The following is a 26,497-nucleotide window of genomic DNA, read 5'->3' as shown; positions in this document are numbered from 1 at the left end:
GCCGTGCGTCGGCGGCGACCTGAGGGTGAAATCCCGTACCCCACCAAGGGAGTTCACCATGCGCACCCGCATTGCGCGTCTGGTCGCCGTCCTCGCGGCCCTGGCCGCGCTGTTCGCCGCACCGGGCCTGACGACGAGCCCGGCACAGGCCGCGGCGACCTCGGCGCAGGCAGCCGACGACTGGAACCCGCCCGCCAACCTGGTCCAGCCGCTCAACGAGGTCTGGAACCACGTCGAGTCGACCTATCCGGACCTCTACGGTTTCCGGAACTACGGCTGGGACCAGGTCATGGCCAACAAGGGCAGCATCAACTACTGCGTCCGCTGGGAGTCCGACGCCCCCGTCACCGCCGCCCTGCGCGACCGCATCCACACCGCGCTGAAGAAGCAGTTCGGCAAGTGGACCGCGGCGATGGTCGAGGGCGGCACGGGGCACAACGCCTGGCCGTACACCACCGTCCCCGTCAACATCGTCGGCTGGGCGGTGAAGGACCGGTCGACCCTGCAGTGGACCGACAACTCCGTCCACATCTACGCCGGAAACCTCGACGGCGGCGGCGCCCCGCAGTGCGCGCCGGACTGCGGCCGCTTCTTCCACCAGGACGGCAACTACTCCAAGTGCCCGGGCGGCGCGTCCCGCCACTACGACCAGTCGCTGTGGCTGACCAAGGGATTCCAGGGCGGCGCAGGCGGCGACTGGGGCCAGCGGGTCGGCCAGGAGTACTTCACCGGCGCGCTGGACCAGGAGAACATCCACATCTACCTGCACGAAGTCGGCCACACCTTCGGCCTCGACGACTTCTACGACTGGACGCCGACCGGCCAGTGCTGCTTCCTGATGAACGCGGGCAGTGCCGTCCAGATCACGGAGTTCGACAAGTGGATGTTCCGTGACTTCTGGCGCCATGTGAAGAGCCGCTACGGCTTCTGAGGCCCCTGCAAGGGCCTTGGCCCCGTTGGCCGGTTTTTGAGTCAGTTGCTCGACCTCGCTCCTGTGGGGTGGGTCGGCCGGGGATCCGGAGCCCGGCATTCCCCCCACAGGAGCCCCTTCGTGAGCGACGTACGCATCGAGCAGCCGCAACTGCGCAGTGTAGTGGCGGGCTGATTCTCGGCTGCGGTATTGGCATTCTCTTTTCTCGCAAGTAGCGTATCCGGCGATGGATGACTTCGCCCAGACCTCGTCCGGCATCCCGCTCAAGCCGGTCTACGGACCGGCGGACCGGGTTGCCGAGCCGCCCGACCCGGGCGCGTTCCCGTTCACCCGCGGCAACTACGCCTCCGGCTACCGGGGCCGGCTGTGGACGCTCAGGCAGTACTCGGGGTTCGGCACCGCGGAGGAGTCGAACCGCCGCTACCGGTATCTGCTGGAGCAGGGCGGCACCGGGCTCTCGGTGGCCCTCGACCTGCCCACGCAGTGCGGCTACGACTCGGACGACCCGGAGGTGCGCGAGGAGGTCGGCCGGGTCGGGGTCGCCGTCGACACCCTCGCCGACGCGGAGGTCCTGTTCGAGGGCATCCCCCTGGACCGGATCAGCACCAGCTTCACCATCAACGGGACGGCGGCGATCCTGCTGGCCTTCTACGTGGCCGCCGCCGAACGCAGGGGAGTACCCCGGGCGAAGCTCACGGGGACCATTCAGAACGACATTCTCAAGGAGTACGCCTCCCGCGGCACCTGGATCTGGCCGCCGGAACCGTCCCTGCGGCTGATCGCCGACACCATCGAGTTCTGCGCGGCCGAGGTGACGAAGTTCAACGCGATCTCGGTGGCCGGCGCGCACTTCCGGGACGCGGGCGCCAACGCCGTGCAGGAGATGGCGTTCACACTTGCCGACGGCGTCACCTACTGCGACACCGTGCTCGAACGCGGCCGTATGACCATCGATCGGTTCGCTCCGCAGGTCTCCTTCTTCTTCTACACGCACGGCGACTTCTTCGAGGAGATCGCCAAGTACCGTGCAGGACGCAGGCGTTGGGCGACGATCGTCCGCGAGCGGTACGGTGCGAGCTCCGACAAGGCCGCGATGTTCCGCTTCGGGTGTGTCGCGGGCGGCGCCTCCCTCTATGCCCCGCAGGCCCGCAACAACACCGTCCGGGTCGCCTACGAGGCGATGGCCTCCGTACTCGGCGGCGTGCAGTCGATGTTCACGGCCGCCTGGGACGAACCGTTCGCCCTGCCCAGCGAGGAGTCGGCGACCCTCGCCCTGCGCACCCAGCAGATCCTCGCCCACGAGACCGGCGTGGCCCGCGTGGCCGACCCGCTCGGCGGCTCGTACTTCGTCGAGGCGCTCACCGACGCCACCGAGGAACGCATCGCCCGGATCATGGACGACCTGGACCGGCACGGGGGAATGGTCCGGGCGATCGAGGACGGCTATCTGCAGGGGCTCATCGCCGACGAGGCCTACCGGATCCACCAGGAGGTGGAGGCGGGTACCCGGCCGGTCATCGGCGTCAACCGCTTCGTCGACGAGGACGAGCCGGCACCGGACGTCGCCACGTACGAACTCGACGCCAAGGGACGCGAGGTGCAGCTGCAGCGGCTGGCGCGGGTGAAGGCCGAACGCGATCCGGCCGCCGTGCGCACCCGCCTCGCCGACCTGTCCCGCGCGGCGGAGGGCGACGAGAACCTCATGGGCCCGCTGGTCGACTGCGCGAACGCGTACTGCACGGTGGGCGAGATGGTCACCGCCCTCAAACAGGTCTGGGGCGAGTTCCGGCAGCCGGTGGTGTTCTGATGGGAACCCGGATCCTGATCGCCAAGCCCGGTCTCGACGGCCACGACCGGGGCGCCAAGATCGTGGCGCGGGCGCTGCGCGACGCGGGCTTCGAGGTCGTCTTCACCGGCATCCGGCAGCGGGTCGAGGACATCGTGGCCGCCGCCGTCCAGGAGGACGTGGCGATGGTCGGGCTGAGCATGCTGTCCGGGGCCCATCTGGCGCTGACGACGCGCACCGTCGAAGGGCTCAAGGCCGCCGACGCGGGTGACATCACGGTCGTCGTCGGCGGGACCATCCCTCCGGCCGACGTGCCCCGGCTGAAGGCCGCGGGCGCCGCCGCCGTGTTCCCCACCGGAACACCCCTTGACGTCGTGGTGGCGGACGTCCGCGCCCTCACCTCACCCTGACCTTTGGAGGGATCGTGCGGATCGGAGTGATGATCGGGCCCGAGCGGGGGGACTCCGCCCGGAAGGCCGAGCGGATGATCGCCGACGTGGAGTGGGCCGAGGCCGCCGGGATGGACACCGCCTGGGTGCCCCAGATCCCCACGGACTTCGACGCGTTGACCGCCGTCGCGCTGATGGGAGCCAGGACCACCCGGATCGAGCTGGGCACCGCCGTCGTGCCCCTCCAGGCACAGCACCCGATCGCGCTCGCCCGCCAGGCGCTGTCCACGCAGGCTGTCACCGGCGGCCGGCTTGCGCTGGGACTGGGCCCCTCGCACCACTGGATCGTCCAGGACATGCTCGGGCTTCCGTACGAGCGTCCGGCCGGCCTCACCCGTGACTACCTCGACGTCCTGGACGCGGCCCGAAGCGGCCCCGGACCCATCGACGTCGAGAACCGCACCTACACCGTGCACAACCCCCTCGACCTGGCCCCCGTCGCCCCGCTGCCGATCCTGCTCGCCGCCCTCGGCCCGGTCATGCTGGCGCTCGCGGGGGAGCGGGCCGACGGGACCGTGCTGTGGATGGCCGACGAACGGGCCGTCGCCGACCACGTCGTCCCCCGCATCACCAAGGCGGCCGAGGCGGCGGGCCGACCGGCACCGCGGATCGTCGCGGGCATTCCCGTCTGCCTGTGCCGCCCCTCGGAGGCCGAGGCGGCACGCGAGCGCGCGAACCGGATCCTCGGGGAGGCCGAGGTGTCCCCGAACTACCAGCGGCTCCTCGATTACGGCGACGCCGAGGACGTCGGCGACCTGTGCGCGGCGGGCGACGAGGCGGCCATCGCGGCCCGGTTCAAGCGGTTCGCGGACGCGGGGGTCACCGATCTCTCCGTACGGCTGCTGCCCATCGGCGAGGGACGGGACGAACTGGTCGCCTCCAAGCGCCGTACCAGGGAGATGATCGCGGGACTCGCGGCGGAGTTCCGGTGACCACCACGCCCGGGCCGCTCGCGGGCATCCGCGTCCTGGAGGTCGGGCACATCCTCGCGGGTCCGTTCGCCACGATGCTCCTCGCCGACCTGGGCGCCGAGGTCACCAAGGTCGAACCGCCCGGCGGGGATCTGTCGCGCCAGGTCGGCGACGCCTACTTCGCCAGCCTCAACCGCAACAAGCGCAGCCTCTGCCTCGACCTCACCACCGAGGAGGGGCAGGAGCGGCTCGGTGAACTGGTCGCCGGGGCGCACGCGTTGCTGGTGAACCTCAAGCCGTCGGTGACGCGGCGGCTCGGGCTGACGTACGACGCGCTGCGCCGGTGGAACGAACGGATCGTCTGCGTGGCCGTCACGGGCTACGGCCTGGCGGCGGGCGACGATCCGGCCTTCGACTACGTCATCCAGGCGGCCACCGGCGTCGCCGCGCTCACCGGCGACCCCGACGGCCCGCCGACCCTGCCCGGGTACTCCTCGGCCGACAACTCCGCCGCGCTGACCGCAGCGCTCGGCCTGCTGGCCCAGATCGTGTCGGGGCGCGGCGGCCAGGTCGAGGTGGCGCTGCGCGACGTGATGCTGGCCCAGCTCAACTACCGGGCGGCGGCCTACCTCAACGACGGGGTCGAGCCGCGCCGCCTGCCCCATGGGGCGCACTCCTACTACGTGCCCGCCCAGCTCTTCCCCACGGCCGAGGGGCACTTGGCACTGTTCGTCACGCACGACGGCTTCTGGAAGACCTTCGCCGCCGAGGCCGGGATCCACGGCTTTTTGACGATGGCCGAACGGGCGGCGCGCCGCGACGAGGTCCTCGCCGTCGTCACGCGAGCGCTCGCCGCGGATACGGCCCGGGGCTGGGAGGCGCGGCTGAGGCCGCTCGGCGTCCCGGCGGCCGCCGTGCGGACGCTGCCGGAAGCCCTGGCGGCAGCCCCGGAGATGATCGTGCGGGCCGGTGACCACCGGCTGGTTGGCAGCCCGATCCGGATCGCCGGATACGAGCCCGAGCACCGGCCGCCGCCCCGGCTGGGGGAGCACGGGGCCAGGTAGCACGAGGCCGGGTAACACGGTCACTCGCAGTGGACGGTCACCCGTAGTGGACGATCACTCGTAGTGGACGGTCACTGACCCCTCGTCCGGCACGCCCTGGCAGGTGAGGACGTATCCCTCGGCGACCTCGTCCTCCGTCAGGGCGTCGTTCACGCGCATGGTCGCGCCGCCCTCGGTCACCTTGGCCATGCAGGTGGCACAGTTGCCCGCCTCGCAGGAGAACGGCGGGGTGAGACCGGCCCGGCGGGCGCTCTGCAGGAGCGTCTCGTTCGGCCGCTTGGGCACCGACACACGCTGACTGCCGAGCACGATGGTGACGGTGCCCTGGTCCTCGGGCGACGGGGCAGCAGGCACCGCCGGTGCCGGTACCGGTGCTGGTACCGACGCCGCGCCGAACCGCTCGCTGAACACCCGCCCCGGCCCCGGCAGCGCGTTCTCCACGAGCTCCATGAACGGCTCCGGCCCGCATACATATGCGTCCGCACCCCCGTCCGACCCCACGAACGTCCGGACGGCCGGCGCGTCGACGAACCCCCGCTCGGCGTCGAGATGCCGCACGACCGTCAGCCGGCCGGGGTGGCGCGCGGCCAGCTCGGTCAGGGCCGCGTCGAAGATCGCCGACGCCCGGTCCCGGTCGGCGCACAGCAGCCGGACGCCCCGGTCGGTGGTCGCCAGCGTGCTCTTGGCGAGCGAGAGGATCGGGGTGATCCCGCTGCCGCCGCTGAAGCCGAGCAGCGGCGTGTCGGCCGGACGCAGACAGAACCGCCCCCTCGGCAGGGTCAGTTCGAGTTCGTCGCCCTCGTTCACGTGGTCGTGCAGCCAGTTGGAGACCTTGCCGCCCGGCACGCGCTTGACGGTCGTCATCAGCTCGGCGTCGGTCTCGGGGGCGCTCGACATCGAGTACGACCGCAGCAGATCCCGTCCGGCCACCCGGACCCGGAAGACGCAGAACTGTCCCGCCAGATAGGAGAACGGCACCTCGTGAGGGTCGAGCACAAAGGTCCGGGCGTCCTCGGTCTCCTGGACGATCTTGATGACGGTCGCGCGCTGGAACAGGGCGGGGATCGCCATGGACGCCCTCCTCTGGCTCTGGTATCAAGGTTCTGTTACTGCGAGAATACTATTCTCGCCAAGCAGATGGGACCCTCTCAATGTCTGGGGACGAGAGATGAGCGGGCCGACCGCCCTGGTCTTCGAGGACCGGCAGTACAGCCTGGCCGAATTGGAGGCCCTCGCGGACGGGCTGGCCGCGACGCTGGCGCGGCGGGGCGTACGGGAGGGGGAGCGGGTCGCCCTCATGTCCTCCAACCGGCCGGAGTTCGTGATCGCCGTGCAGGCCCTCTGGCGGCTCGGAGCGGCGGTCGTCCTGCTCGGCCCGGCATGGAAACGGGGCGAGGTCGAACACGCCCTGGACATCACGAAACCGGCCCACGCCGTCGGTGACCACCCGGTGCTGGCCGACCTGATGCCGATGCTGCACCTCGACGAGCCGATCGAGGCCGGGACCCCGTCCTTCGGCAAGCCCGCACCGGCCTTGGACGCCGTCCTCGTGTTCAGCTCCGGCACGACCGGCATGCCGAAGGCCGTACGGCACACGCACGCCTCACTCGCCGCCGCCGTACGCCACTGGCGGGACGCCCTCGGGCTCACCTCCCGGGACCGGATCCAGATCGCCACCCCGCCCTCGCACATCCTCGGCCTGCTCAACATCGTCACGGCCCTGGAGGCGGGTGCCTGGCTGCGCCTGCACCGCCGCTTCGACCTCGACCGGCTGCTGCACCACATCGAACTCGACCGCATCACCGTCGAGATGGCCGTCGCACCGATCGCCCTGGCTCTCGCGTCCCACCCGAAGCTGGAGTCGTACGACCTGTCGTCGCTGCGGTACATCATGTGGGGCGCGACACCCGTGACGCCGAGTGTCGCCGAGACCGTCACCCGGCGCACCGGCGCCGGCTGGGTGCCCGCCTACGGCGCCAGTGAACTGCCCGTCATCGCCTGCAACCCACTCGACGGGGCCCGCCTGGACACCCCCGGGCGGCCGGTGCCCGGGGTGAGCGTGCGGGTGGTGTCCCTGGAGACCGGCCGGCCGGTCGGGCCGGACGAGCCCGGGGAGATCGAGGCGCGCTCGGACTCCCTGATGGCGGGCTATCTGCCGGCCGAGGCCACGGCGGACGCCTTCCACGACGGCTGGTACCGCACCGGAGACGTCGGCAGCCTCGACGCGGACGGCTGGCTGCGGCTCACCGACCGCTCCAAGGAGATGATCAAGGTGCGGGCCTTCCAGGTCGCACCCGCCGAGGTCGAGGCCGTGCTCCACGGCCATCCGGCGGTCGCCGACTGCGCGGTGTTCGGCATCCCCGACCCGGCCGCCGGCGAGGCGGTCGTCGCGGCCGTCCGGGCGAGTGGCCCGGTCGGGGCCGCCGAGCTGGTCGAGCTGGTCGGCGACCGGCTGGCCTCCTACAAGCGGCCGAGCCACGTGGAGTTCGTGGCCGAGATCCCCCGTCTGCCGTCGGGAAAGGTGCTGCGGCGAGTCCTGAAACAACGGTTTCTCAAGGAGCGTGATGGACGCACGGCTGACCGCTGAACAACGCCAACTCCGAGACACCGCAGCCCGGTTGGCCGACGACCTCGGCCCCGGATCGGTCCTCGACCTGGACGACGAGGACCGGATCGCGCGGCTGGAGAAGGCGGTCGGGTCGACCGGCTGGCGGACCCTGCGCTCCGACGGCGCGTCGGGGGTCGAAGTGGCCCTGGTCGTCGAGGAGTTCGGGCGGAGGCTCGTCGATGTCCCGTTCCTCGGCCCCGTACTCGCGGACGACCTGGGCCGGCACGTCGGGGTCTCTTCGGCGACCGTCGTGGTGGGGGCCACGGCGCGGGACGCCCGTGGGGTGCGGCGGGCCCTGGCACTCGACGGCAACCGTGTCCTGACCGCCGAGGTCGGCCCTCCCGCCCCGGGCGCCGACTTGACCAGAGGGAATGCCTCATTGCACGGCCGACCGGAGCCGGTCGGCGTCCTGCCCGACGAAGTCGCCGAACGCTGGCGGGCGCTGGCCCTGGTGGCCACCTGCGCCGACCTGGTGGGGACGGCTCGCGGTGCACACGCCCTCGCCTGCGACCACGCCAAGGTCCGCGAGCAGTACGGCAGGACGATCGGCTCCTACCAGGCCGTGGCCCACCTGCTGGCCGAGGGCCTGGCGCTGATCGAGGGCTCGGTGAGCGTCCTGCGGCACGCGGCCTGGGCCGTGGACGAGCTTCCCGTGGCCGAGGCCCTCCGCGCGGCCCGCATCGCCAAGCTGTACTGCGCCCGCGCCGCCCGCACCGTCTGCGAGACGGCCGTACAGGTGCACGGCGGCATCGGCAACACCTGGGAATGCCTCGCCCACGTCCATCTGCGCCGGGCTCTGACATCCGCCGAACTGTTCCCCGCGCGCCTGGAGGAGATCGACTGTGGACTTTCGTGACTCGCCTCAAGAGGCCGCTTTCCGGGACCGGTTGCGAGGATGGCTGGCCGAACGGGCGGGCACGTTCCCGACCTCGGGCGACGAGTACTGGGCCCGCCAGGGCGAGTGGCACCGCGCCCTGCACACGGCCGCGTTCTTCGGTCTGTCCTGGCCCGAGGAGTACGGCGGCCATGAACTGCCGCCCGTCTACGACGTCATCCTCGACGAGGAACTGGCCCGCGCCGGAGCCCCGCCCCGCCCCGGCCTCGGCTACCTGGTCCAGGGCCTCGGCCGGCACGGCGGCGAGGAACTGCGCCGCCGCTTCCTCCCCGGGATGATCGACGGGACCGAGCGCTGGTGCCAGGGCTTCAGCGAACCCGGAGCAGGATCCGACCTGGCCTCCCTGACGACCGCGGCCACCCGCGACGGCGACACCTACGTCGTGCACGGCCATAAGATCTGGACCAGCTACTCCGACGTGGCCGACTGGTGCCTGCTGCTCGCCCGCACCGACCCGGACGTCCCCCGGCATCGGGGCATCTCGGCGTTCGTCGTCTCCATGCACCAACCCGGCGTAGAGCAGCGTCCGTTGAAGACGATGAGCGGGGTCACCAAGGAGTTCGGGCAGGTCCACTTCGACGGCGCACGGGTGCCCGCCGACCAGATGGTGGGCGCGCCGGGGGAGGGCTGGGCACTGGCGATGACGGTCGTCGGGCACGAGCGCGAGCCCGCGACACTCGGCTTCTCGGCCCGGTACGGCAAACTCGTCCGCCAACTGGCCGCACGTACCCGGGGAACCACCCCGCCGCCCGAGCTCGCCTGGGCCGCGGTGGAGACCGAGATGCTGCGGCTGCACGTACGGCGGCGGCTGTCCGAGCAACTGGACGGCGTCTCGCACGGACCCGAAGGCTCCCTGGACAAGCTGCTGATGACCTGGGCGGAGCAGGCGGTCGGCCACGCGGCCCTCGCCGTCGGCGGCACCGAGGACCCCGAGCTGCTGAACGCCTACCTCTACAGCCGCGCGCAGAGCGTGATGGGCGGGACCTCGCAGATCCAGAAGAACATCATCGCCTCGCGGATCCTCGGACTGGGAGCCTGACGTGACGGACGCACAGGGCAAGACGGACGCACAGGGTAGGACGGCCGGACAGGGCAAGACGGACGCACACGGTATGTACGGCATGCCGGAGGAGATCGATGTCCGCGCGGACGGCCCGCTGAGGATCATCACCCTCAACCGGCCCGACGCCCTCAACGCGGTCAACGACCCGCTGCACACCGGCCTCGCCCGGCTGTGGCCCCGGCTCGGCGAGGACCGGGACGCCCGCGCGGCCGTGCTCACAGGGGCGGGCAAGGCGTTCTCGGCGGGCGGCGACTTCACGTATCTCGACGAGCTGCGCCGTGACGCCGACCTGCGCGCCCGGACCATCGCGCACGGCAGGGACCTGGTCCTCGGCATGGCGCGTTGCCGCGTCCCCGTGATCGCAGCCGTCAACGGCCCCGCCGTCGGCCTCGGTTGCAGCCTGGTCGCCCTCAGCGACATCGTCTATCTGGCCGACTCCGCCTACCTCGCCGACCCCCATGTACAGGTCGGTCTGGTCGCGGCCGACGGCGGCCCGCTGACCTGGCCCCTGCACACCAGCCTGCTCCTGGCCAAGGAGTACGCCCTCACCGGCGCCCGCATCCCGGCCGAGCGGGCCGTCGCGATGGGTCTGGCCAACCATGTGGTGGCCGATCCGCTGGCCGAGGCGACGGCGTGCGCGAAACGCATCGCCGGGCTGCCGCGACAGGCGGTGGAGAGCACCAAGCGGGTGCTGAACATGCACCTGGAGCGGGCGGTGCTGGCCACACTCGACTATGCGACGACGGCCGAGGAACAGTCGTTCCGGACCGAGGACTTCCGCGCCACCATCGCGCGGCTGACCGGAGGGGACACCTGACGCGGCTCACTTCGGCGGGAACCGCAACGCCCCGTCCAGGCGCACGACCTCCCCATTGAGATAGTCGTTCTCGCAGATGTGCTGGACGAGGGAGGCGTATTCCGGGGACCGGCCCATGCGCCTGGGATGCGGCACCTGCGGGCCCCAGTGCGCCTCCAGTTGGTCGCCCGCCTTGCCGTAGGCAGGAGTGAGGAAGGTGCCGGGCGCGATGGTGACCACCCGGATGCCGAGCGGGGACAGGTCGCGCGCGGCCACGAGGGTCATGCTGACGACTCCGCCCTTGGCGGCGGCGTAAGGGAGCTGCCCGATCTGCCCCTCGTACGCCGCGATCGACGCCGTGTTGACGATGACGCCCCGGCCTCCGTCGCCGTCCACCGGTTCCTGGCGGGCCATCGCGGCCGCGGCCAGCCGCATCACGTTGAAGACGCCGGTCAGATAGATGTCGACGGTCTGCCGGAACCCGGCGAGGCCCAACGGGTCGCCGTCCCTGCCGACGAGCCGCCCGCCGCTCGCCGGCCCGCCGTGCGCGTCCACCGAGATCCGCAGCGGGGCCAAGGCCTCCGCTTCGGCGACAGCGGAGCGGACATCGGCCTCGTCGGTGGCGTCGGTGCGTACGTATCGCACGCCCAGCTCCTCCTCCAGGGCCTTGCCCTTGTCGTCGGCCAGGTCGGCGACGACCACCGCCGCTCCCGCCGCGTGGAGCCGGCGGACCGTGGCCTCGCCGAGACCCCCCGCCGCACCGACCACGAGCGCCGACGTCCCCGCAATCCGCATCGCAGCCCCTACCTCTTGTGAGTGTGGTTCTATTTTTGCGAGAGTAGCATTCTCGCAAGGTGATGTGACCCCCTGCGAAACCCTGTCCGGCCCGCCGAGTTGGTTGGAGACCGTCCATGCCCGAGGCAGTCATCGTGAACGCCCTGCGCACCCCCGTCGGCACCGCCTTCAAGGGGACCCTGCGCGACACCACGGCCTTCGACCTGGCCCACCGCATCGTCGGTGCGGCGGTCGGCGGCCTCGACCCGGACCGCGTGGACGACGTCGTCCTCGGCGAGGGCCTGTACGGCGGCGGTGTCCTGGCCCGGCACGCCGCCCTGACCACCGGGCTCACCTCGATCCCCGGACAGGCCGTCAACCGGCACTGCGCCGCGGGCCTCACGGCCGTGGCCGGCGCGGCGGCGAGCATCCGCGCGGGGATGGACGAACTCGTCGTCGCCGGCGGTGTCAACTCGGCCTCCACCGCGCCGAAATCGCGCTTTTGGATCGACGGAGAGTGGGTCGAGCCGTGGCTGCCGCCCACCCACCCCGACCGGCCCGACGCCCCCAACTCCGACATGTCGATCACGATCGGCTGGAACGTCGCCGTACGGGCGGGCATCGGCCGCGAGGAAATGGACGCCTGGGCGCTGCGCTCGCACCGCAACGCCGTACGCGCCATCGACGAGGGCCGGTTCGACGCCGAGATCGTCCCGGTCGAGACCGTCCACGGCCTCTTCTCCGTCGACGAACACCCGCGCCGCGACACATCGCCCGAGAAGCTGGCCGCGCTCAAGCCGCTGCACCCGGAGATCGAGGGGTTCAGCATCACCGCGGGCAACGCCTGCGGCGGCAACGACGGCGCGGCCGCCCTGGTGGTGGCGAGCGCCGAGGCGGCCGCCACCGAAGGCCTGCCCGCCCTGGCCACCGTACGATCCTGGGCGTCCGTCGGCGTCGACCCCGCCGAGACCGGACTGTCCCCGGTGAAGGCGATCCCCAAGGCGCTGGCCCGCGCAGGCCTGACGACCGCGGATGTCGACCTGTTCGAGATCAACGAGGCCTTCGTCTCGGTCGCCGTCGCCGCCGTACGTCTCCTCGACCTCGACCCGGACCGCGTCAACGTCAACGGCAGCGGCTGCTCCCTCGGTCACCCCGTCGCCGCCACCGGCGCCCGCATGCTGGTGACCCTCGTCCACGAACTGCGCCGCCGGGGCGGCGGTATCGGTGTCGCGTCGATGTGTGCGGGCGGCGGGATGGGATCGGCGATGGTCGTCGAGGTGCCGGCACCCTGAGGTCAGCCCAGTCTCGCCGTCACCTGCGGCAGGTCGAGCGACGAGCGGATCCCGGGCGGTGCCGCGCAGACCAACGGCACCGCGTTCACAGCGCGGTTCGCGGTGTACGACGGTGACACCTCCGCCATCCGGTCGAGCGGCACCGGCAGTCGGAGGTCGACCTCCAGTGGCGCGTCGCCGTCGACCGAGAGGTGCCAGCCGGTGGCGCGGACGTCCCAGGCGGGTTCGAGGTCGGTGGTGCAGTACCAGGTCGCCCGGAACCGCAGCAGCGGGCGGCCGTCGCGCATCCCGGACACGGTGAGGCGCTGGGCGGCCACCGTGTCCGCCTCCAGCGTTCCGGCGGCGATACGAACCCGGCGTCGCGCTGTCGCCACCTCGCCACCCGCCTCCAACGAGTCCAGCGGCAGCCCGAGCGCGTCGGCGACCAGCCGCAACGAGGGGCCGAAGCTGGTACGCGCCTGGGACAACCGCGCCTCGTCGAACTCACCGGCCCCGGCACCGAAGCCCATCACCCCGAACAACAGCTCGGGCGAGGGGCGTTGGGAGAGGTCGGCGAACTCGTCGATGGTCAGCCCGTCCAGTCTCCGCGCGATCGACGTGAGGACGAGCGGCACCGCCTCCGTGATGAAGCCTGGACTGCTGCCCGTGCTGTGGATCGAGGTGCCGCCGCGTTCGCACGCGGCCTCGACGCGCTTGCGTACGTCCGGATCCATGCTCGCCGGATGATGGAACTCCCCGCGCGTGGTGACGATGTCGGCGCCCGACTCCAGGATCCGGCACACCTCGTCGATGTCGCACAGGAGCGGCATGTACAGCACACAGTCCGCACCCAGCCCCAGGATGTGCTCGACGTCCCGGGTGGCGGTGACCCCTGTCGACCCGAGCCCGCACAGCTCGCCCGCGTCCCGTCCGGCTTTGCCGGGCGCGTGGACGCGGACGCCGACCAGGGTCAGGGCGGGATGCTCGACGACGGCTCGCAGCGCGCGGGCGCCGATGGTGCCGGTGGCCCACTGGACGACCCGGTGCGACCGGGCGGCGGTCGTCATTCTGCCTCCCGCGTCAGCCGCAGCAGCGCTTCCTGGGCGTAGGACGCGACCAGGGAGCCGTCCTCGGTGAAGACGTCGCCCCGGCCGAAACAGCGGCCGTGGGCGAGGATCGGGCTGTGCTGGCGCAGCAGCAGCCACTCGTCGGCGCGGAAGGGCCGGTGGAACCACACCGTGTGCGAGGTGACGGCGGAAGTGAAGGCCCGCCCGGCGTCGCGCTGGCCGATCCCCTTCAGGGGGCGCAGCGCCGTACCGATCAGGGTCAGGTCGGTGGCGTACGCCGTGAGGGCCGACGCCAGTTCCGCGTCGGCCGGAGGGGTGCGCATCCAGAGGTCGAGTTCGGGAGGCGCTGCGTCGGGCGAGTCCAGGTCGACGGCCGACCGGGTCTCCCAGGGCAGCAGGTCGAGCTCCAGGCGGTGCTCGGGGCCGAGAACGGGTGGCAGGGCTGACGCGGACTGGTGGTCCGGTCCCTCCTCCATGGCGTTCAGGGACACCGACGCGGTGGCCACGACGCCCTTCGGCTGCCGGGCGACGATCGCCAGCGTGGCGAAGGTGCCGCCCTCGTGATGGCGTTCCACCTCGTAACGGACGGGTTCCCCGGGGTGGCCCGCGCGCGGGAACAGGGCGTGCAGTGACTTGACGGCCTTGTCCGGGGAGGCGAGGAGCGCCGCCCGGACGAACTGGGCCAGCAACTGCCCGCCGAACAGGCGGTGGTAGCCGAGTCGCTGGTTGGGCCCCTCGTACACGGGGCCCACGTCATCGTCGTCCAAGTGCAGGTCGAGGCAGGCGAGCAGATCGTCCCAGGGTTCGATCGAGGCAGGCGGCATGCCTGCGAGCGTAAGGGAAATTTCCCTCCGCGAGAATGGGGTTCTCATATCGCGTGCTCGCCACGCCCTCACGTGCTCACCGTGATCGCCGCGATCTCCCTGGCTGGGTGCCCTAGCTCAGGGTGAACCCCTTGGCGCAGAAGTCCCAGATCTCGTCGGCGGTGAGCGGGTGGGTGCCCTCCTGGCCGCTGGACTGCGCGTTGAACATGACGGTCTGCATGGTCAGCGCGGCTGCGCGCCGGGCTTTGAAGCCCGAGCGCAGCAGGTTGGCGTCCTCGAGCTCCGTCATCAGATCGGTGAACAGGGCGAGGAGCGGGGCGTTCGCGACCCTCATCTCGGCCGGGTGCGAGACCAGCAGGCGCAGGGCGAAGTCGGTGAACAGCGGGCGCTGGGCGCCCGACGGGTCGGGTCGCGAGCTCTCGAACAGGTCCTGGATGACGACCCTGAGCCGGTCCAGCGGGTTCGTCTGCTGGGCCGCGGCGGTGCGCAGTTCCTCGGCCGACTTGCTCATGGCGTCCTCGAACAGTGCGAGCAGCAGCTCGTGCTTGCCGTCGAAGTGCTGGTAGAAGCTCCGCAAGGACTGGCGGGACCGGTCGACGACCTCCTGGACCGTGAAGTCCGTGGTGCCCTTCTCCGCCATGATCGCCTGTGCCGCATCGAGGAACCGCTCGACCCTTTGCTCGGCCCGACGTTTCGCCGCCTGGGTGGAACGTTCGACCGCGCGCTGCTTCCAGGCCGGTTCCTCGATCGGGGTGCTCACGGGCTGGTCCGCCTTCTGTGCCATGAGGAGAACATTACTGCAGTCTAACGGCAAGCTCACGCGCCCAGCCTGGACACCTCCGACGATGTGCGGAAGACTCTGAATTGCACATAGGGAGAATTGCATTCTCGATACGCGTGACTTGAGACGCGTGACTTGAGGAGCCCCGATGCTGTTTGAGTTCGACGCGGAACAGCGCCTGTGGCAGGACACCGTGCACAAGGCCGTCGCCAAGGAATGCCCGCCGACGCTGGTCCGCGCAGTCGTCGACGACGGCGCGGACCCGGCTCCGCTCTGGCGGGTCTACGGCGATCTGGGCTGGACCGAGCTGACCGACCCCGCGGACGCGGTCGAGCTGGCGATCGTCCTGGAGGAGCTCGGCCGGGCGACCGACCCGACGCCCTACCTGGCGACCACGACCCAGTTCGCCCCCTTGGCACCCGGCTTCACCGAACCGGGACACTCCGGTGCGGCCGCCTTCTCGGGCGTCACCGCCCGCCCCGCCGACGGCGCCTGGGTGCTGGAGGGCGCGGCGCGTCACGTGCTGGACGGCGACCGGGCCGACCGGCTGGCCGTGGTGACGGACGCGGGCGTCTTCGTCGTACCGGCCGCCGAGGTGAGTGCCGTACGGACGCCCGTCTTCGACCCCGTCCTGCACATCGCCGAGGTCACCTTCCACCGGGTGCGGGTCACCGACCGTGAGCGCGGCGGCGCCGACCCGGAGCGCGCCCGCCACCTCGCCCTCATGGGCATGGCCCTGACCATGGTCGGCGCCTGCCGCCGGGCCCTGGACCTGGTCCTGGAGTACGTGCGCACCCGCCGGCAGTTCGGCGCCCCCATCGGCTCGTTCCAGGCCGTGCAGCACAAGGCGGCCGACATGCACGTGGCGGTGGAGCGCGCCCGCGCCCTCGCCTACTACGCGGCGCTGACGATCGCCGCCGACGATCCGCGGCGCCGGTCGGCCGCCGCCATGGCCAAGGCGGGGGCGGGGGAGTGCCAGGCCCTGGTGTTCCGCCACGCCGTGCAGCTGTTCGGGGCGATGGGGCACACCTGGGAGAACGACCTGCAGTTCGCCGTCAAGCGGGCCAAGGCCGGCGAGCTGATGCTGGGCGGCGCCGCCCGGCACCGGGAGCTGATCGCCGAGGAGAGCCTGGCCCAGGGAGTGTCATGAGACTGACCTTCGACACCGACGTCGAGGCCTTCCGCGCCGAGTTCGCGGCGTTCCTGGAGGCCAACCTCCCCAAGGAGGCGGAGGCCACCGAGCGGTCCCGCTCTACCGGCCACATCCCCGACTGGGCCAGGCGCTGGCAGTGCCTCCAGTTCGACGAGGGCTGGCTGCTGCCCGGCAATCCGCCGGAGTTCGGCGGGCGTAACGCCACGGTCCTCCAGCAGTACGTCCACCGCGAAGAGCTGTCCCGGCGCCGCATCTGCCACAGCTTCAACCCCCAGGGCGTCGGCATCATCGCCGCCTCCCTCATCTCCTTCGGCACCGAGGAGCAGAAGCACCGCTGGGCCGTGCCCATCCTGCGCGCCGAGATCACCGCCGCCCTCGGCATGAGCGAACCCGGCGCCGGATCCGACCTCGCCTCCCTGCGCACCCGCGCAGTCCCGGACGGCGACCACTTCACCGTCACCGGGCAGAAGGTGTGGACCTCCGGCGCCCACGACGCCGACGTCCTGCTCACCTTCGTCCGCACCGACCCCGACGCCCCCAAGCACCAAGGAATCAGCGCGCTGCTGATCCCCACCGACACCCCCGGGGTGCGCCGCCGGCCGTTCGCCTCGTACACCGGCCCCGAGGACAAGGACTTCAACGAGGTCTTCTTCGAGGACGTCCGCGTCCCCGCCGAGAACCTCGTCGGCCCTCTCCATCAGGGCTGGCGCGTGGCCAACGGCTCGCTCGGCCACGAACGCACCCTGATGTGGCTGGGCGAGGCGGAGCGGATGGACGCCATCGTGCGGGACTTCGCGCCCGCCACAGCCCTGGAGAAGGACTGGTACGCCACCCTGGTCATGGACCTGCAGGCGCTGCGTCTGCTCGGCTCGGCCGCCCTGGCCCGAGCCGCCCGCGGCGAGCAGGACGTACCCGCGCTGTCCGTGCTGAAAGTGTTCGGTTCGGAGGCCGCGCAGAGCGCGCTCGAGCGGGTCCTGGAGGCGTCCGGGCCGGACGGCCTCGTCCATCCGGCGCCGACCGCGCCGTACTGCCACATGAGCTTCGACGACGACTCCGCCAGCTGGTTCAACCGCTTCGCCCGCAGCTTCGGCGGCACCATCGCCGGTGGTACGTCCGAGATCCAGCGCACGATCATCGCCGAGCGTGTGCTCGGTCTGCCCCGACGCTGAGGAGACGTTCGTGCACATCCTGTACGAGGTGAAGGACCGCATCGCGACCCTCACCCTGAACCGCCCCGAGGCCGCCAACGCGCAGAACATGGCCCTTCTCGACGAACTCGACACCGCCTGGACACGGGCCGCCGAGGACGAGGACGTGAAGGTGATCGTGCTGCGCGCCGAAGGCAGGCACTTCTCCGCCGGGCACGATCTCAAGGACCGCTGGCCGGCCCCGGACGAGATCACCCTGGAGTGGATCTACCGAGCCGAGAACCGCCGCTATCTGGAGTACACCCTGCGCTGGCGCAACGTGCCCAAGCCGTCGATCGCCGCGGTCCAGGGCCGTTGCATCGCGGGCGGGCTGATGCTGTGCTGGCCGTGCGACCTGATCGTGGCCGCCGAGGACGCCCTGTTCTCCGACCCCGTGGTCCAGATGGGCATCGGCGGGGTCGAGTACCACGGCCACACCTGGGAGTTGGGCCCCCGCAAGGCCAAGGAGATCCTGTTCACCGGGCGGCCCCTCACCGCCGAGGAGGCCGAGCGGGTCGGAATGGTCAACCGGGTGGTCCCCCGCGACGAGTTGGACACCGAGACCCGCGAACTGGCCGAGCAGATCGCGAGGATGCCGGCGTTCGGGCTCCGCCAGGCCAAGCGGGCCGTCAACCAGACCCTGGACGTGCAGGGCTTCTACGCCGCGATCCAGTCGGTGTTCGACGTCCACCAGACGGGGCACGGCAACGCCCTCAGCGTCAGCGGCTACCCGATCCTGGCCAAGCTCGACGAGATGAAGGAGAAGCTCCGGTAGGGAGCCGTGTTCGAACCCGCGCTACTCGACCAGGCTCTGGGTGCCGACCACGGAGAGCAGCTCCAGCTTCTCGGCGGCCTCGGTGCCCGGCTCGGCCGAGTAGACGAGGATGTGCAGGTCGTTCCCCTCCACCCTGAGCAGGTCGCAGTCCAGCGTCAGCAGGCCCACCTGCGGATGCTCGATCGTCTTGCTCGAGGCCTCCAGCCGACCGACCACGCCCGCGTCCCACAGCTCGGCGAACCGCTCACTGCCCGCACGCAACTCGACGATCAGGCACCGCAGTTGCCGGTCAGCGGGATACCGGGCGGCGGTCGCGCGCAGTTCGGCGACCATGCCGGCCTCGAAGGCGCGCCGTTCCTCCGGTGTGTGCCGCACCCGGGTGGGAGCGCCCATGAAGTTGCGCCACACCCCGTTGCGTTCGAAGCCGCGCCTGCCGGACGGATCGCCCAGCAGCGCCGCGTACATCGGGTTGGCCATCAGCAGTGTCATCGCGGCGTCGGAGACGCCGACTGGGGTGTCCACCAGTCTGTCCAACAGCCGCTGGACGCTGGGCGTGATGTGCCCGGGCACCATCTCGGGCCCCGGGGGCACCAGCCCGGCCCGCCGGAACAGGTACGCCCGCTCGTCCCCCGACAGCCGCAGCGCCCGGGCCAGGGCCTCGACGACCTGCCCGGACGGGTTGGCGGCCCGGCCCTGTTCGAGGCGGGTGACGTAGTCGACCGAGATACCGGCCAGCAGGGCCAGTTCCTCGCGCCGCAGCCCGGCCGCGCGCCGCTGTCCGCCGGACGGCAGTCCCGCCGTCCCGGGGGAGACCCGGTCCCGCCAGCGCCGCAGCGCGTGCCCGAGTTCCGTCGCCGTCATGCCCCCAGTGAACACCGTCGGCCGAACCCGTGCCTGGTACCGGGAGTCCCAGGAAGAAGGGTCTTCTGGCTGATCGCGCCGCCGCGCAGGAACGTGGAGGCATGACGACAACACTGATCACCGGAGCGAACAAGGGGCTGGGCCTCGAGTCCGCCCGACAGCTCATCGCCGCAGGTCACACGGTCTACGTCGGCGCCCGGGACGCCGGGCGCGGGCGCCGCGCCGCCGAACGGATCGGCGCCCGGTTCGTCCAGCTCGACGTCACCGACGACGCCTGTGTGCAGGCCGCCGTGAAGACCGTCGAGGCCGACGGCGGGCTGGATGTGCTGGTCAACAACGCCGGCATCGAAGTGAGGGGCGAGGGCAACAGCGTGCCCGGCGCCGCGGACCTCACCGCCGACGACATGCGGACGCTGTTCGAGACGAACGTCTTCGGCGTGGTCCGCGTCACCCACGCGTTCCTGCCCCTGCTGCAGAACTCGGCCGCGCCGGTCGTGGTCAACGTCAGCAGCGGGCTGGCCTCGCTGACAGCCCTCTCCGACCCGGGCCATCCGGCGTCCTTCTACCCGGGCGTCGCCTACCCGGCGTCGAAGACCACGGTCAACATGATCACCGTGCAGTACGCGAAGGCGTTCCCGGCCATGCGGATCAACGCAGTGGAGCCCGGCTTCACCGCGACGGACCTCAACGGGAGGACCGGCACGCAGACCGTCGAGGAGGGCGCCGGGATCATCGTCCGCATGGCGCAGGTGGGCCACGACGGTCCGACCGGCGGCTACTTCTGCGCCGAGGGGACCCTCCCCTGGTGAGATCACTCTGATCACAGGTCACAGGTCACAGGTCACAGATGCACGAGCCGGGGCGCCGAGCCCGCCGCCCGCAGCAGCGCCCCGGCCTCGCGCGTCAACTCCCGTGAACTGCCCAGCAGTCCGTCCAGCACCAGAGCCCGCCGCACATGCCGGTGCAGCGGGTGCTCGGCGGTGAATCCGATCCCCCCGAGGACCTGTTGACAGTGGCGGGCCGCGGTCAGCGCCGCCTGTCCGGCCGCCGCCTTGGCCAGCAGTGCGGCGAAGGAGTCGTCGGCGGCGGCCACCAGGGTCGCCTCGGCACCCTCCAGCGCGACGAGTGTCTCGGCGAGCCGGTGCCGTACAGCCTGGAAGGCGGCGAGCGGACGACCGAACTGGACCCGGTCCAGGGCGTGTGTCCGGGCCAGCGCGAGCATGGCCCGCCCGCTCCCGACCAGCCACCAGCCGAGCGCCCGGCGGCCCGCGGCGAGCGGCACCGGGCTCCCGGCCGGCACGGACCGCAGCGGCAGCTCGCCGTCCAGCACCTCGCTCGGACCGCCGTCACCGGTGCGCTCCCAGACGACCCACCCGCCACCGGCGTACGGCAGTACCGGCGCCCCGCCGAGAGGCAGCCCGGCCGCGTTCAGCACCACGTCGTTGAGGAGCGGCGCGTGCGCCCCGGTCTCGCCGAGCAGCCGGAACACGGTCGGGATCGCCACCTCGGGACACTCCGCCAGCAGTTCGGGCCAGCCGAGCTCGGCCAGTGCCGCGTCGAGGGCGGGCCCCGACGCCCCGGCCATGGTCTTGCGCAGCGTCCCGGCGAGCAGTTCCACCTCGGCGGGGTCCATGGTCACGTGGTCACTCCTTCCCCAGGTCGAGCAGTCGGCGGGCGATGATGTTCCGCTGGATCTCGGCGGTGCCGCCGTAGAGCGTGGCCGCCTTGGCATACAGGTACTCCGACCGCCACGGCGACTCGGTGAGCTCCAGCACTCCGGGCAGCAAGTCCCTTGCGGTGTCGAAGAGTTGCTGTTCGGCCGTGGCCAGGAGGACCTTGTCGACCGAGGTCTCCGGGCCGAGCCGGGCCCCGTCGGCCAGCCGGCGCTGGGTCGCGTGGGAACGGCAGCGGAGGGTGTGCAGGGAGAGGTAGGCGGCGCCGAGGGCCGCGTCGTCCACGGCGTCCGTCTCGTCGAGCAGTCGGTCGAGGCGGGTGTAGAGGTGGGCGATGCGGTGCCAGAAGCAGGTGGAGCGCTCGTGCGGGAGGAGGTCCATCGCGAGCCGCCAGCCGTCCCCCGGGCGGCCCAGCATCCGGTCGGCGGGGACGACGACGTCGTCGAGGAACACCTCGGCGAACTCGTCGACGCCGTGCATCGTGCGCAGCGGCCGGACGGTGATGCCAGGGGTGTCCATGTCGACGAAGAAGGCGGTGATCCCGTCGTGGCCGGGTGCGGTGCGGGTGAGCAGGACGCAGCGGGCCGCGTACTGGGCGAGGCTCGTCCAGACCTTCTGCCCGGTGACCACCCAGGAGCCGTCGGTGCGCGGGGCCGCCCGCGTGGTCAGGGACGCGAGGTCGCTGCCGGAACCCGGCTCGGAGAAGCCCTGGCACCACTGCTCGCGGCCGCCGAGCAGCAAGGGGACCATTTCGGCTGCCAATGGGGGACGGGCGTACGAGATCATCGTCGGGGCGAGGACCTCGACCATCGAGTAGATGCCGGGCTCGGCCAGGCCGCGCGTGGCGACCTCCTCGCCGAGCACGGCCCGGAACGCGGCCGGTCCGCCGAGTCCCCCCACTTCGGCGGGCCAGCCGTAGCGCATCCACCCGGCGTCGAAGAGCGCCCGGCGTACCCGTGCGAGCTGCGCCACCTGGGCGTCGAGCGAGTGGTCGGGGCCGGGGGAGAGGTCGTGGTCGGCGAGCCAGGCCCGCAGCGCGGACCGGAACTCCTCCACGGTTGTCGGGCCTGTCATACGGCGGGACGCCCGAAGGCGTGCGGGCGCCCCGAGTCGTGCGCCCCGTTACGGCGGATGAACGTCATGGCGCGGGTCCGCAGCCGCCATCCGTCCGCCGTACGGACGTAGGTGTCGCTGTAGTAGCCGATGCGCAGGTCGTGTGTGGCGTGGTCGACGAAGCACAGGGGCTGGGTGCCGGTCGCGGTGTCGTCGTCCGACAGTTCGATGGCGGGCGTCCCGGTGAGGAACAGTCCCTTGGGTGCCGCCTCGACCAGCGCCGGGAAGTCGGCGAGGGGGTAGGTGTCGCCGAAGGCGCTGTAGGAGCCGTCGGGCGTGAACACCGCGAGCAGTCCCTCCATGTCGCCCCGGGTGATGGTGACCGCGTACCGGGCGAGGAGCTGCTCGATCTCCACGAGGTCGTCAGTGGTCATGGCCGCTCCCTTCGGGCAGGAGGCGTTCCTCGTCGTCGGGCGGCACGTCGAAGGTGTTGAAGGCCATGGCCAGTACGGCGTACGCGCCGACCGTGAAGACCAGGTCCATCCGCTGCTGTTCGTCGAGGTGTTCGCCGAGCGCCGCCCAGGTGCGGTCCGACACGGTGGAGTGGTCCTCGAGTTCGTCGACGGCGTCGAGGACCGCGGCGTCCAGCGGATCGACCGCCTTGCCCCGGCCCGCCGCCTCGATCTCGGCCTCCGACAGACCGGCCTGTCGGGCCAGCCCCACATGGCTGGCCCATTCGTAGGCACAGTCCCTGCGCCGGGCGACGCGTAGTGTCACCAGCTCGCGCAGCCGGGGTGGCAGCGTCGAGCGGAACAGCACGTAGGTACTGAAGGGGAGGAATGCCTCGGCCAGATCGGGGTGGCGGACGAGCGTGGCCATCGCGTTTCCGGCGCCGCGCGGGTTGCGCAGTCTCCTCGGGAGCAGGGCGGCCAGCGCGTCGCGCGTCCGATCGTCCCACTGGTCGTCCGGCAACGGGGCAAGGCGCGGAGGCATGCCATGACTCCCTCAGCTGTGAGAATGTCATTCTCGGTATCGGGGTCACAGGTTTCCATGGTGGTCTCGCGGGCGTCAACCTTCAGACGCGCAGCTTGCCGAAGTCCCAGCTCACGATCTTCTCCGGGCGGAGCCTGAGCCAGGCGTGCCGGCCGTCGTACCGGAACGTTCCGCCGCCCGAGTACTTGTCCGCGAACCGTCGCTCGACGTCCGCGAGGTCGTCGCACCGCTCGCCCTTGCGCGGCACCTCGCCGACGACCTCGGCGCTGCCCAGCAGTTCGACGCCGCGCAGGCTCAGGAAGTCGAAGCCGCCGTCGTCGACGATCACGCCGATCCTGGGATTGCTGCCGATGTCAGCCCATCGTCGGCTTTTTGTCAGGGAGTTGAGCCACAATACGGTCCCGTCCCAGACGAACCAGAGCGCGCTGGCGTGCGGGTGCTCGCCCGTCCTCGCGGTCGCGACACGGCAGACCGGCTGGGCGTGCAAGAAGGCGTCCCGTTCCTCGTCCGTCATGGCGATCCTGGTGCCCCTGCGCTGACCGGGCATGATTCCTCCCGCTCTCAAGTGAATGTCTAATTCTCCTGCACGAATGGTTGCTTCTCCATTAGTGAGAAGCTACTTTCCACCGCAGGCAGGACCGTCGCAAGCGGGGGCCCTGCGAAACGGGAAGAGATGGGGAGCCGTGAGTCTTTTCCATGAGGACCGGCTGTTGATCGACGGAGAGCTGGTGCGCACGGAGCGCAGCTTCGAGACCGTCGATCCGTCCACCGGAAAGGTGCTGGGAACGGCATCCGACGCGGACGCCGACCACGTCGAGGCGGCGATCGCCGCCGCCCGCCGGGCCTTCGACACGACCGACTGGATGCGCGAGAGCGACCTGCGGCTGCGCTGCCTGCGCCAGCTGTACGACGCGCTCCTCGAGCACCGCGAGGAACTGCGCGAACTGACCATCGCCGAGGTGGGCGCCCCGCGCTCGCTGACCCACGGGTCGCAGCTCGACGAGCCGATCGAACTGGTCAAGTGGTACGCCGACCTGCTCGAACACCACGAGTTCCGCGAGGAACTCCCCGCACTGGACAGCCGCGGCCGGCGCAGCCGCCGCTGGGTGGAGAAGGAGGCGGTCGGCGTCGTCGCCGCGATCCTGCCGTACAACTTCCCCAACCAGCTGGCCCTCGCCAAGCTGGCCCCCTCCCTCGCCGCCGGCTGCACGGTCGTCCTCAAGGGAGCGCCCGACACCCCGTGGACGACGCTCGCGCTCGGCCGGATCATCGCCGAGCACACCGACATCCCCGCCGGCGTTGTCAACGTCCTCACCTCGTCCGGGCCCGGCACGGGCGAACTGCTCACCACCCACCCCGATGTCGACATGGTGACCTTCACCGGCTCGACCCCGGTCGGCAGGGCGATCATGGCCGCCGCCTCGGCCACCCTGAAGCGGGTGTTCCTGGAACTCGGCGGCAAGTCCGCGATGATCGTGCTGGACGACGCCGACTTCACGCAGGCCGCGATGATGGCCGCGTTCACCGTCTGCACCCATGCGGGCCAGGGCTGCGGGATCACCTCGCGGCTCCTGGTCCCGCGCGCCCACCACGACGAGATCGTCGGGCTCGTGACCGCCATGCTCGGCCGCGTCACCTACGGCGACCCCGCAGACCCCGCCACCCACATGGGCCCCCTGATCAGCGAACGGCAACGGACCAAGGTGCACGGGCTGGTCGAACGGGCCGTCGCCGCCGGCGCCCGCCTGGTGACCGGCGGCCGCCCCGCCGACCGTGAGGGCTTCTTCTACGAGCCGACCCTGCTGTGCGACGTGGACCCGGCCTCCGAGATCGCCCAGGAGGAGGTCTTCGGACCGGTCCTCGTCGTCCTCCCGTACGACGACGAGGACGACGCCGTCCGCATCGCCGACGACTCCGTCTACGGGCTGTCCGGCGCGGTGCTGAGCGCCGACGAGGAACGGGCCGTGGCCCTGGCCCGACGGATCCGCAGCGGCAGCTTCAGCATCAACGGCGGCATGTTCTTCGCCCCCGACGCACCGTTCGGCGGCTTCAAGCAGTCCGGCATCGGCCGGGAGATGGGTGTGGCGGGGCTGGAGGAGTTCCTGGAGCTCAAGACCTTTGGCGCGGCGGAGAAGCAGCGAGCGCACGCGCAGCCGTTCGGGGACAGCACCGAGGAGGAAATCCCGTGAAAGTCCACGCAATCCCCGCCACCCTGCTGGCGGCCGCACTGCTCGCCGTCGCCGGATGCGGCGGCCACGACGACACCACCGATTCGGGCGGCGAGGAGACGCCCACCAAGGCCGCACAGCAGGCCTCCACGGCCGACTTCGGCGACCTGAAGAAGGTCTGCGGACCCGGCGACGCCAAGAGCGCCTCCGCCCAGGGCGTCACCGCCGACTCGATCAAGCTCGGGGTCTTCTCCGACATCGGCTTCACCAAGAAGTCGGAGTTCGTGGACGCCGCGAAGGTGTTCACCTCCTGGTGCAACGCCGCCGGCGGCATCAACGGCCGCAAGCTCGTCGCCACCACCCGCGACTCCAAGCTGATGGAGGTCCGCCAGCGGATGCTGGAGGCCTGCAAGGAGGACTTCGCCCTCGTCGGCGGCGGCGCGGCGTTCGACGCCCTGGGCGTCAAGGACCGGCTGAACTGCACGCTGCCCGACTTCCCCGCCCAGGTGGGCCAGATTCAGAACATCGGCTCCGACCTCCAGGTCCAGGCGACGGGCGGCGCCTCCTACAACCGGTACGCCGGCTACTTCGAATGGCTGGTGAAGGAGGCCTATCCAGAGTCCGCGAATGCCGTCGGCGTCATCGGCGGCGACGTCCCGATCACCAAGGTCATCAGCGCCCAGGTTTCAGAGGCTCTCCCGGCCGCCGGAGCGAAGCTCATCTACAAGGACCTCTACCCCGCGCAGGGTGTGTCCGACTGGACGCCCTACGCCCAGTCCATCAAGAACAAGAAGGTCAAGGGCCTGATCTTCAACGGCGACTTCGTGAGCCTGGCCAAGCTCGAACAGGCCCTGACCAACCTCGACTACAAGCTCGACTGGATCGACGCCAACAACAACGCCTACGGCCCCGCCTTCGTCCAGCTCGCCGGCAAGTCCCTCGACTTCCAGAACAACCTCGCCGACCTCAGCGGGGTGTACCCGCTGGAGAAGGCCGCCGACAATCCCGCAACGCAACAACTCGTCGACCTGTTCAAGAAGTACGCCCCGAAGGCACAGGTCACGCTTCCCGCGGTGCGCGGCTTCGGGGCCTGGCTGCTGTTCGCCAAGTCCGCGTCGAGCTGCGGCGACGCCCTCACCCGCACATGCGTCTACGAGGCGGCCCGCAAGGAGAGCGCGTGGACGGCCGGGGGCCTGCAGGCCCCCGTCGACCTCACCAAGTCGGACGCCCCGCTGACCTGCTTCAACGTGGAGAAGGTCACGTCCAAGGGCTGGGAGCCCGCTGACAGGTTCGAGCCCGACCAGGGCGCCTACAAGTGCGACGCGACCGCCTACAAGTTCAAGGGGAACTACGGCAAGCCGCTCACCCTCGCCGACGTCGGCAAGAGCATGAGCGACGTGAAGTGACGTGATCT

General features: G+C 71.1%; 27 protein-coding genes. 16 read left to right on the top strand and 11 right to left on the bottom strand.

Annotation, left to right across the window (positions count from 1 at the left end; translation table 11 throughout):
• The first annotated feature begins 58 nt into the window (after window positions 1-58).
• From ADK57_RS35005 to ADK57_RS34985, 5 genes are all read left to right on the top strand, one after another.
• Window positions 59-931: a hypothetical protein gene (locus ADK57_RS35005; RefSeq protein ID WP_053753696.1), complete on the top strand. Its 873-nt coding sequence runs from the start codon at window positions 59-61 to the stop codon at window positions 929-931.
• Window positions 932-1,157: 226 nt separating this feature from the next.
• Window positions 1,158-2,738, top strand: coding sequence for a methylmalonyl-CoA mutase family protein (locus ADK57_RS35000; RefSeq protein ID WP_053753695.1), 1,581 nt, complete (start codon window positions 1,158-1,160; stop codon window positions 2,736-2,738).
• Entirely contained in the window at window positions 2,738-3,127 is a 390-nt protein-coding gene (locus tag ADK57_RS34995) for a cobalamin B12-binding domain-containing protein (protein WP_053753694.1), read from the top strand. Before ADK57_RS35000 ends, ADK57_RS34995 begins: the two co-directional genes overlap by 1 nt.
• Window positions 3,128-3,141: 14 nt before the next feature.
• Window positions 3,142-4,098: a TIGR03564 family F420-dependent LLM class oxidoreductase gene (locus ADK57_RS34990; RefSeq protein ID WP_053753693.1), complete on the top strand. Its 957-nt coding sequence runs from the start codon at window positions 3,142-3,144 to the stop codon at window positions 4,096-4,098.
• Window positions 4,095-5,141 (top strand): CaiB/BaiF CoA transferase family protein, encoded by a 1,047-nt coding sequence (locus ADK57_RS34985; protein WP_053753692.1) that lies wholly within the window; start codon window positions 4,095-4,097, stop codon window positions 5,139-5,141. The genes ADK57_RS34990 and ADK57_RS34985 overlap by 4 nt, the downstream gene beginning before the upstream one ends.
• A 54-nt stretch (window positions 5,142-5,195) precedes the next feature.
• Here ADK57_RS34985 and ADK57_RS34980 read toward each other — a convergent pair whose 3' ends face one another.
• Window positions 5,196-6,212, bottom strand: coding sequence for a ferredoxin--NADP reductase (locus ADK57_RS34980; protein ID WP_053753691.1), 1,017 nt, complete (start codon window positions 6,210-6,212; stop codon window positions 5,196-5,198).
• A 97-nt stretch (window positions 6,213-6,309) separates the two neighbouring features.
• On the opposite strand from ADK57_RS34980, the gene ADK57_RS34975 reads away from it, so the two are divergent.
• Genes ADK57_RS34975 through ADK57_RS34960 form a run of 4 tightly spaced genes read left to right on the top strand, consistent with a single transcriptional unit; the run spans window position 6,310 to window position 10,524 of the window.
• The gene (locus ADK57_RS34975) at window positions 6,310-7,728 is read left to right on the top strand and encodes a class I adenylate-forming enzyme family protein (RefSeq protein WP_053753690.1); all 1,419 of its coding nucleotides are present in this window, start codon (window positions 6,310-6,312) and stop codon (window positions 7,726-7,728) included.
• The gene (locus ADK57_RS34970; protein WP_053753689.1) at window positions 7,706-8,605 is read left to right on the top strand and encodes an acyl-CoA dehydrogenase family protein; all 900 of its coding nucleotides are present in this window, start codon (window positions 7,706-7,708) and stop codon (window positions 8,603-8,605) included. Before ADK57_RS34975 ends, ADK57_RS34970 begins: the two co-directional genes overlap by 23 nt.
• Window positions 8,592-9,683 (top strand): acyl-CoA dehydrogenase family protein, encoded by a 1,092-nt coding sequence (locus tag ADK57_RS34965; protein WP_053753688.1) that lies wholly within the window; start codon window positions 8,592-8,594, stop codon window positions 9,681-9,683. Before ADK57_RS34970 ends, ADK57_RS34965 begins: the two co-directional genes overlap by 14 nt.
• 1 nt (window position 9,684) lies before the next feature.
• The gene (locus ADK57_RS34960; RefSeq protein WP_234390505.1) at window positions 9,685-10,524 is read left to right on the top strand and encodes an enoyl-CoA hydratase/isomerase family protein; all 840 of its coding nucleotides are present in this window, start codon (window positions 9,685-9,687) and stop codon (window positions 10,522-10,524) included.
• Window positions 10,525-10,530: 6 nt separating this feature from the next.
• On the opposite strand, the gene ADK57_RS34955 is transcribed toward ADK57_RS34960, so the two are convergent.
• A complete protein-coding gene (locus ADK57_RS34955; protein WP_053753687.1) occupies window positions 10,531-11,298 on the bottom strand; it encodes an SDR family NAD(P)-dependent oxidoreductase in 768 nt (255 codons plus the stop codon).
• A 116-nt stretch (window positions 11,299-11,414) separates the two neighbouring features.
• On the opposite strand from ADK57_RS34955, the gene ADK57_RS34950 reads away from it, so the two are divergent.
• A complete protein-coding gene (locus ADK57_RS34950) occupies window positions 11,415-12,569 on the top strand; it encodes a thiolase family protein (RefSeq protein WP_053753686.1) in 1,155 nt (384 codons plus the stop codon).
• Window positions 12,570-12,571: 2 nt separating this feature from the next.
• Here ADK57_RS34950 and ADK57_RS34945 read toward each other — a convergent pair whose 3' ends face one another.
• The 3 genes from ADK57_RS34945 to ADK57_RS34935 all read right to left on the bottom strand — a co-directional run bounded on the left by ADK57_RS34945 (window position 12,572) and on the right by ADK57_RS34935 (window position 15,223).
• Window positions 12,572-13,615: a dihydrodipicolinate reductase gene (locus ADK57_RS34945; protein WP_053753685.1), complete on the bottom strand. Its 1,044-nt coding sequence runs from the start codon at window positions 13,613-13,615 to the stop codon at window positions 12,572-12,574.
• Window positions 13,612-14,439 carry an acyl-CoA thioesterase gene (locus ADK57_RS34940; RefSeq protein ID WP_053753684.1) on the bottom strand — a complete coding sequence of 276 codons (828 nt, stop codon included), beginning with the start codon at window positions 14,437-14,439 and terminating at the stop codon, window positions 13,612-13,614. Before ADK57_RS34940 ends, ADK57_RS34945 begins: the two co-directional genes overlap by 4 nt.
• Window positions 14,440-14,551: 112 nt before the next feature.
• Window positions 14,552-15,223, bottom strand: a complete 672-nt coding sequence (locus tag ADK57_RS34935) for a TetR/AcrR family transcriptional regulator (RefSeq protein WP_053753683.1) — start codon at window positions 15,221-15,223, stop codon at window positions 14,552-14,554.
• Between the two features lie 145 nt (window positions 15,224-15,368).
• Between ADK57_RS34935 and ADK57_RS34930 the strand changes: the two genes are divergently transcribed.
• The 3 genes from ADK57_RS34930 to ADK57_RS34920 are packed head-to-tail and all read left to right on the top strand — an operon-like array spanning window position 15,369 to window position 18,335.
• Entirely contained in the window at window positions 15,369-16,370 is a 1,002-nt protein-coding gene (locus ADK57_RS34930) for an acyl-CoA dehydrogenase family protein (protein ID WP_053753682.1), read from the top strand.
• Window positions 16,367-17,542 carry an acyl-CoA dehydrogenase family protein gene (locus ADK57_RS34925; protein ID WP_053753681.1) on the top strand — a complete coding sequence of 392 codons (1,176 nt, stop codon included), beginning with the start codon at window positions 16,367-16,369 and terminating at the stop codon, window positions 17,540-17,542. Before ADK57_RS34930 ends, ADK57_RS34925 begins: the two co-directional genes overlap by 4 nt.
• Window positions 17,543-17,552: 10 nt before the next feature.
• Window positions 17,553-18,335: an enoyl-CoA hydratase gene (locus ADK57_RS34920; RefSeq protein ID WP_053753799.1), complete on the top strand. Its 783-nt coding sequence runs from the start codon at window positions 17,553-17,555 to the stop codon at window positions 18,333-18,335.
• A gap of 21 nt (window positions 18,336-18,356) precedes the next feature.
• On the opposite strand, the gene ADK57_RS34915 is transcribed toward ADK57_RS34920, so the two are convergent.
• Window positions 18,357-19,196 (bottom strand): helix-turn-helix transcriptional regulator, encoded by an 840-nt coding sequence (locus ADK57_RS34915; protein ID WP_053753680.1) that lies wholly within the window; start codon window positions 19,194-19,196, stop codon window positions 18,357-18,359.
• A gap of 101 nt (window positions 19,197-19,297) precedes the next feature.
• On the opposite strand from ADK57_RS34915, the gene ADK57_RS34910 reads away from it, so the two are divergent.
• A complete protein-coding gene (locus tag ADK57_RS34910) occupies window positions 19,298-20,005 on the top strand; it encodes an SDR family NAD(P)-dependent oxidoreductase (protein WP_053753679.1) in 708 nt (235 codons plus the stop codon).
• A gap of 32 nt (window positions 20,006-20,037) precedes the next feature.
• Here ADK57_RS34910 and ADK57_RS34905 read toward each other — a convergent pair whose 3' ends face one another.
• The 5 genes from ADK57_RS34905 to ADK57_RS34885 form a co-directional block, all read right to left on the bottom strand.
• Complete coding sequence (locus tag ADK57_RS34905) at window positions 20,038-20,829, bottom strand: acyl-CoA dehydrogenase family protein (protein ID WP_053753798.1); 792 nt, start codon at window positions 20,827-20,829, stop codon at window positions 20,038-20,040.
• A gap of 10 nt (window positions 20,830-20,839) precedes the next feature.
• Window positions 20,840-21,943 carry an acyl-CoA dehydrogenase family protein gene (locus tag ADK57_RS34900; protein ID WP_053753678.1) on the bottom strand — a complete coding sequence of 368 codons (1,104 nt, stop codon included), beginning with the start codon at window positions 21,941-21,943 and terminating at the stop codon, window positions 20,840-20,842.
• Entirely contained in the window at window positions 21,940-22,356 is a 417-nt protein-coding gene (locus tag ADK57_RS34895) for a nuclear transport factor 2 family protein (RefSeq protein ID WP_053753677.1), read from the bottom strand. The genes ADK57_RS34900 and ADK57_RS34895 overlap by 4 nt, the downstream gene beginning before the upstream one ends.
• Entirely contained in the window at window positions 22,346-22,915 is a 570-nt protein-coding gene (locus tag ADK57_RS34890) for a carboxymuconolactone decarboxylase family protein (protein WP_053753676.1), read from the bottom strand. Before ADK57_RS34890 ends, ADK57_RS34895 begins: the two co-directional genes overlap by 11 nt.
• Window positions 22,916-22,997: 82 nt before the next feature.
• On the bottom strand, window positions 22,998-23,462 hold the full coding sequence (locus tag ADK57_RS34885) for a pyridoxamine 5'-phosphate oxidase family protein (RefSeq protein ID WP_053753675.1): 465 nt from the start codon (window positions 23,460-23,462) through the stop codon (window positions 22,998-23,000).
• Window positions 23,463-23,598: 136 nt separating this feature from the next.
• On the opposite strand from ADK57_RS34885, the gene ADK57_RS34880 reads away from it, so the two are divergent.
• Together ADK57_RS34880 and ADK57_RS34875 are read left to right on the top strand one after the other, a co-directional pair.
• A complete protein-coding gene (locus ADK57_RS34880; RefSeq protein WP_234390504.1) occupies window positions 23,599-25,104 on the top strand; it encodes an aldehyde dehydrogenase family protein in 1,506 nt (501 codons plus the stop codon).
• The gene (locus ADK57_RS34875) at window positions 25,101-26,489 is read left to right on the top strand and encodes an ABC transporter substrate-binding protein (protein ID WP_053753674.1); all 1,389 of its coding nucleotides are present in this window, start codon (window positions 25,101-25,103) and stop codon (window positions 26,487-26,489) included. The genes ADK57_RS34880 and ADK57_RS34875 overlap by 4 nt, the downstream gene beginning before the upstream one ends.
• The last annotated feature ends 8 nt before the right edge of the window (window positions 26,490-26,497 follow it).

The sequence above is a fragment of the Streptomyces sp. MMG1533 genome (genome assembly GCF_001279775.1).
Taxonomy (GTDB): Bacteria; Actinomycetota; Actinomycetes; order Streptomycetales; family Streptomycetaceae; genus Streptomyces.
The sequence above is the reverse complement of the archived record's forward strand: the minus strand, read 5'-3'. Positions and strand labels throughout refer to the sequence as shown.